The sequence below is a fragment of the Anaeromyxobacter oryzisoli genome (assembly GCF_022690765.1).
Taxonomy (GTDB): Bacteria; Myxococcota; Myxococcia; order Myxococcales; family Anaeromyxobacteraceae; genus Anaeromyxobacter; species Anaeromyxobacter oryzisoli.
This window is the reverse complement of the sequence record NZ_JALCZA010000141.1, coordinates 1-5,957: the sequence shown is the minus strand read 5'-3', so window position 1 is coordinate 5,957 and position 5,957 is coordinate 1. Positions and strand designations below refer to the sequence as shown.

4 protein-coding genes and 1 pseudogene are annotated in these 5,957 nt (G+C 73.6%); 1 reads left to right on the top strand and 4 read right to left on the bottom strand.

Annotated elements, in window-relative coordinates; all coding sequences use genetic code 11:
- The 4 genes from MNZ27_RS22730 to MNZ27_RS22715 form a co-directional block, all read right to left on the bottom strand.
- Positions 1-1,239 (bottom strand): serine/threonine-protein kinase (locus tag MNZ27_RS22730; RefSeq protein ID WP_242396350.1); only part of this gene is annotated, 1,239 nt, incomplete at its 3' end.
- Positions 1,240-1,398: 159 nt separating this feature from the next.
- The gene (locus MNZ27_RS22725) at positions 1,399-2,457 is read right to left on the bottom strand and encodes an NAD-dependent epimerase/dehydratase family protein (RefSeq protein WP_242396349.1); all 1,059 of its coding nucleotides are present in this window, start codon (positions 2,455-2,457) and stop codon (positions 1,399-1,401) included.
- Positions 2,458-2,612: 155 nt separating this feature from the next.
- Positions 2,613-5,099: an endopeptidase La gene (gene lon, locus MNZ27_RS22720; RefSeq protein WP_242396348.1), complete on the bottom strand. Its 2,487-nt coding sequence runs from the start codon at positions 5,097-5,099 to the stop codon at positions 2,613-2,615.
- Between the two features lie 140 nt (positions 5,100-5,239).
- Positions 5,240-5,464 carry a hypothetical protein gene (locus MNZ27_RS22715; RefSeq protein WP_242396347.1) on the bottom strand — a complete coding sequence of 75 codons (225 nt, stop codon included), beginning with the start codon at positions 5,462-5,464 and terminating at the stop codon, positions 5,240-5,242.
- A 5-nt stretch (positions 5,465-5,469) separates the two neighbouring features.
- On the opposite strand from MNZ27_RS22715, the pseudogene MNZ27_RS22710 reads away from it, so the two are divergent.
- A pseudogene (locus MNZ27_RS22710) lies at positions 5,470-5,957 on the top strand (hypothetical protein); the annotation flags it as partial.

Here is a 5,957-nt window from a genome sequence, read left to right as displayed (position 1 = left end):
CAGGAGGGATCGCAGCGCCGTCGCGGGGCGCGCCGGCGCACGGCGCGACGCGGCGTGGAACGCCGCGGCCGAGGCGAGGGCGGCGAGCGCGGCGATCCCGGCCCACGCGAGCACCCGGCGGACGCGCCTTCGGCGCGCGATCCGCGCGAGCTTCGCCGGGACCTCGGCGTTGCCCGGGTCGATCGAGAGGACGTGGTTGTAGAAGCCGAGGGCGCGCGCGGTCGCGCCGGCGGCGAGGGCGGCGTCCCCGCGCGCCCCGAGCGATGCGACGGCGCGCGCGGGGAAGGCGGCCTCGAACGCGGCCGGGTCCCGCAGGAGCTCGACGAGGGCCTCGCCGGGCCGCTCGATCCCGACCTCGGCGAGCACCCCGTCCAGCGCGTCTCGCACCTCGGCGGCGGTCGCGGGGCGCCGCGCGGGGTCGAGCTGCAGGCACCGGACGATCAGGGCCGCGAGGGTGTCGGGCACGCGCGGGTCGGCCGCGCGCGGCTCCTCGTAGTCGCCCTCCATCACCCGGCGCAGGATCGCCGTCGGGTTCGGCGCCGCGAACGGGAGCTTCCCGGTGGCCAGCCAGTACAGGATCGTGCCGAGCGAGAACAGATCGCTGCGCGCGTCGGCGTCGTGCCCCTCGACGATCTCCGGGGCCATGTGGTGCGGCGACCCGACCAGCGCGCCCGTCATCGTCATCCGCTCGTCGGAGGCGAGGATCCGGGCGATCCCGAAGTCGGCGAGCTTCACCGCGGGGCGGTCGCCCTCGTGCACGAGGACGTTCTCCGGCTTCAGGTCGCGGTGGATGACGCCCGCCGCGTGCGCGTGGGCGAGGGCGTCGGCGAGCGCGCGGCCGACCAGCATGCCGAGCTCGGGGTGGCCGAAGCCGACCTCCGCCGCCCAGGCCCGCAGCGTGCGCCCCCGGACGAACTCCGTCACGAGGTAGCTCTCGACCGCGTCGTCGCCGGCGTAGTCGTAGATCTCGACGATCCCCGGGTGCGAGAGGCGCGCGACCGCCCGCGCCTCCCGGGAGAAGCGGGCGCGCGACTCGGGCGCGGAAGCGAGGTGCGGGTGGAGGAGCTTCACCGCGACCTCGCGGTCGAGGGCGGTGTCGCGGCCCCGGTAGACGACGGCCATGCCGCCGCTCCCGACCTGCTCGAGGAGCTCGTAGCGGCCGATCATCCGGATCACCGCGCCGCTCCCCCACCACGCGCTCCGCGAGGGGCGCTCCGGGAGCGCAGTCGCTTCACGCACACGTCTCCGTACACGGGATCCTCGGGGCCTCGGGCGGCCTCGCTCCGCGCCGATCGCGACACGGGTGGCGGGGCTCGCAGGGGCACTATGACACGGCTGCCACCCTGCGGCCACTTCGCCGTCGCCGGGTCGGCGGGGCAGCGGTCATGAGCCCGCGTATCACCACGCGGGCAAGGCGCGGCCCCCCGTTCCCGGCAGGACCTGGCTCGCGATCAGCGCGCGGATCGTCTCGGGCATGGACGCGGTGGACACCGGGTGCAGCGGCCTCCAGCCCAGCGCCGCCAGGCGCGAGGTGTCGTAGTAGTGGTCGGCGCTCATCCAGTGGAGCGCCTCGCGATCGACGCGCGGTACGAGCATCCCGCGCGGCCCGGGCCGGACGGTGACGCGGCTCCACGCGCGGCCGAGGCGGCGGTTCAGGGGCGCGAGGAGGGTGCGATCGGGGACGTGGCGGACGAGCCAGAGGAGGGCGCCCGTGAGCCGGGGCGCGGTGGGCAGCACGCGCCCCGGCTCGTACCCGAGGGCGGTGAGCGCGGCGGCGAGGTGCTCGGCGAGCGGCAGCGGCGCGTCGTCGCCCACGTTGAAGGCGCGGCCCACCACGGCGCGGTCGTCCGGGTGCCCCGCGACGTGCGCGACCGCGCGGGCGAGGTCCGCGAGGTGACAGAGGTGTGCGACCGGGCCGCGGCGGATGATGGGGACGCGGCGGCGGCGCTGGTTGAACAGGCTCACGAGCGCCAGGGCGCGCACGGGGCCGCCGCGGAGCGTGGGGCCGTAGAGCAGCGTCGGTCGCAGGACCGTGAGCGGGGCCCCCCGGCGAAACGCGGCCCAGCTCGCCTGCTCCGCGCGCCAGCGGATCCGCTCGTACGCGGTGCGCGGGGCCTTGAGCTCTCCCTCCCGGCACGGGAGGTTCCGTGGCCTGCCGTACACGGACGCGGTGGAGACGTGGACGAGCCGGCGCGCGCCGACCTCCCGGGCGATGCGCGCCGCGCCGAGGGCGGCGGCCGACTCCACCTCGGCGCGGAGCGCCTCGTCCAGGTCCCGGGGGGTGCGCACGCCGAGGTGGACCACGAGCTCGGCGCCGCGCGCCTCCGGCCCGGGCTCGAGCGCGCCGCCCGGGCCGACCGGGAGGTGACGGACCGCGTACCCCGAATCGCCGAGCGCCGCGGCGATGGCCTCGGCGACGGCGCCGGTCGAGCCGGTGAGCAGGGCGAGGCGCGCCACCCGGCGACTGTACCAGCGCGCCGGAGCGGGGCGAGGGCCCGGACGGAGCGCAGGCCACGCCGCCGAGGCCGAGTCGCACGATGCTGCGCGCGAAACAGAAGAGGCCCGGCGAGAGCCGGGCCTCCGGGGCGTCGCGCCGGGCGGAGAGAAACCGCTTAGACGCGGATCTCCTCCTGCTTCTTGGGCGGCGTCTTCTTCTCGCCGCCGTCCGGCTCCGGCGGCGGCTTGCGCCCGAGCGGGTTCTCCTCGAGCGCGGCGGCGAGCACGTCGTCCATGTGGGTGGCGAACACGAAGTCGAGCTCCTTGCGCGCCTGCTCGGGGACGTCGAGCAGGTCCTTCTCGTTCCGCGCCGGCATGATGATCCGCTTGATCCCCGCGCGGTGCGCGGCGAGCACCTTCTCCTTGATGCCGCCCACCGGGAGCACGAGGCCGCGGAGGGTGACCTCGCCCGTCATCGCGACGTCCGAGCGGACGCGGATGCCGGTGAGCAGCGAGACGAGGGCCGTCAGGATGGTGACGCCCGCGCTCGGCCCGTCCTTCGGGATGGCGCCCGCCGGGAAGTGGATGTGGAGGTCCGTTCGCTCGAGGAAGTTCGGGGCGATCCCGATGCTCTCCGCCTTCGAGCGCAGGTACGAGAGCGCGGCCTGGGCGGACTCCTTCATCACCTCGCCGAGCTGCCCGGTGAGGGTGAGCGACCCCTTGCCGCTCATCCGGGTGGCCTCGATGAAGAGGATGTCACCGCCCGCGGCGGTCCAGGCGAGGCCCGTCGCGACGCCCGGGATCTCGGTCCGCTCCGCCGTCTCGTTGTAGAACTTCTCGGGCCCGAGCATCTCCTCGACGTCGCCCTCCTCGATGCTCCGCTTCGCGCCCGGCCCGACCTTGCCGCTCGCGACCTCGACCGCGATGGCGCGGCAGATGTCGGCGATGCGCCGCTCGAGGTTCCGGACCCCGGCCTCCCGCGTGTACGCCATGATCACCTTGATGAGGGCCTTCTCGGCGATGACGATGGCGTCCGGCGAGAGCCCGTGCTCGCGGAGCTGCTTCGGGATGAGGTGGTTCTGCGCGATGTGGACCTTCTCCTCGAACGTGTAGCCGGGCAGCTCGAGGATCTCCATGCGGTCCTTGAGCGGACCGGGGACCGGGTCGAGCAGGTTCGCCGTCCCGATGAACATCACCTTCGACAGATCGTAGGAGAGGTCGAGGTAGTGGTCCGAGAAGGCGTGGTTCTGCTCGGGGTCGAGCACCTCGAGGAGGGCCGCCGAGGGATCGCCGCGGAAGTCCGCCCCGAGCTTGTCGATCTCGTCGAGCATCATCACCGGGTTCACGGTCCCGGCCTTCTTCATCGACTGGATGATGCGGCCGGGGAGGGCGCCCACGTAGGTCCGTCGGTGACCGCGGATCTCGGCCTCGTCGCGGACGCCGCCGAGGCTCAGCCGGACGAACTTCCGGCCGGTGGCGCGGGCGATCGACTGGCCGAGGGAGGTCTTGCCGACGCCGGGCGGCCCGACGAAGCAGAGGATGGGCCCCCGCATGTCGTTCTTGAGCTTCCGGACCGCGAGGTACTCGAGGATGCGCTTCTTGATCTTGTCGAGCGCGTAGTGATCGTGATCGAGGATCTGCCGCGCGTTCTCGATGTCGAGGTTGTCGTCGGTCTTCTTCGACCAGGGGAGGTCCGCGATCCAGTCGAGGTAGGTGCGCGCGACCGTGTACTCGGAGCTCGCCGTCGGGATCGACTTCAGGCGGTTCAGCTCCTTCTGGGCGACCTTCTCGACCTCCGCCGGCAGGCCGGCCTTCTTGAGCCGCTCCGCCAGCTCGTCGAGCTCCTCCTCCTCCTCGCCCAGCTCGCCGAGCTCCTCCTTGATCGCCTTGAGCTGCTGGCGCAGGTAGTACTCGCGCTGCGTCTTCGACATCTCGCCCTTCACGGCGGAGTCGATCTTGTTCGAGAGCTTCAGGATCTCGCGCTTGCGGTTGAGGAGCTCGAGGACGAGCTTCATCCGCGCCTTGAGCTCCATCGTCTCGAGGACCTGCTGCTTCTCCTCGATCGGCACGTCGACGTTCGCCGCGATGAGGTCGGCGAGGTGGCCGGGGTGGGTGATGGACTCGACGAGCTCGGTCGCCGCGGCGGGGAGCTCGGGCATGAGCTCGATCACCTCGCGGGCGAGCTTCTTCAGGTTGATCGCGAGCGCCTCGATCTCGACGTCGTCGGGGACGGGCTTGTCCTCGACCGGGTCCACGCGGGCCTTGAGGTACGGGGTCTCCTGGACGAGCTCGAGCACCTTGAAGCGGGCGAGCCCCTGCACGACGAGCGAGTAGTTGTCCTCGCCCATCTTGAGCAGCTTCACCACGCGCGCGACGGTGCCGACGGTGTACAGGTCCGCGGCGCCGGGGTCCTCCTCCTCGGCGCGCCGCTGGGTGACGACGCCGATCACCTGCTCGTCGCGCACCGCGTCCTTGATGAGCGCGATCGTCTTCTGCCGGCCGACGGCGAGCGGGAGCACGCCGCCGGGGAAGAAGACCGAGTTCCGCAGCGGCAGGATCGGGAGCACCGCCGGGATGTCCTCCTTCGAGATGAGGACGGGAGGACCCATCGCGGGGGCCACCTGCGCACCGGCACCGGGGCCCTTCTTTTCCTTCTCAGACATCGCCGTGTCCTCCGCATCGATCGCGGATCCGATCGATTCGATCAGGGATACCCGCGAGAGGTGACGTTATCAACTAAAAGCTGGTGGTCTTGCGGGCGGTTGGGGGTTCGCGCGCCTTCCAGCGAGGCGGAAACCCGCCGTCAGTTCTCGTTCAGCGCCGTACGGCCCGGGATCGAGATCGTCCGGCCGTCCGGCTCTCCGCCCGGGCCGCCGGGATCGCTCCGCACCGGCCCCTCCGACGGCGCCCAGAGCCTGGAGCGCCGGTCGTCGTCTCCTGCGCCGGAGACGCGACCGCTCCGGAGCGGGATCTGCTGCGGCGCGGCCCCGGGGCCCTCCGCCGGGGACCACGCGTGCTTGCGAGTCATGCCAGTTGGATAAGACCGGCTTCCGGTTCGGCAAGTCCGTGGGCACCCTTCCCACCGTGTCGCCGACCGAGGCCCTGCTCCTGCTCGCGGTGGGGGTGCTCCTCGCGGCGGTCCTCCTCGCGGGAGCGCGCAGGCGGCTCCCGCGGGCGCTCCGGCCGCTCCTCGGCGCCGTGCCGGAGGCCCTCGGGGACGCCGCGCTCCTCCTCCGTCCGGAGGGCACGATCGCGGCCGCGAACGCGGCGGCGGGACGGCTGGCCGGCGTCCCGGCGGCGCGGCTCTCCGGCACGTCCGCGGCGGCGGTGTTCGGGGAGGGGCTCGCGATCCTGCAGCGCGGGGCCGCGCGCGGGCCCGGGTCGGGCGCCCTGGCCGTGGCGGGGGCCGCCGGACCGGTGCGGGTCCACGCGGTGGTCGCGCGGGTCTCGACGCGCCCGCCGCTCGACCTCGCCGTGCTCCGGCGGGAGCCGCTCGCGCTCCGCCCACCCCCGCTCCCCGC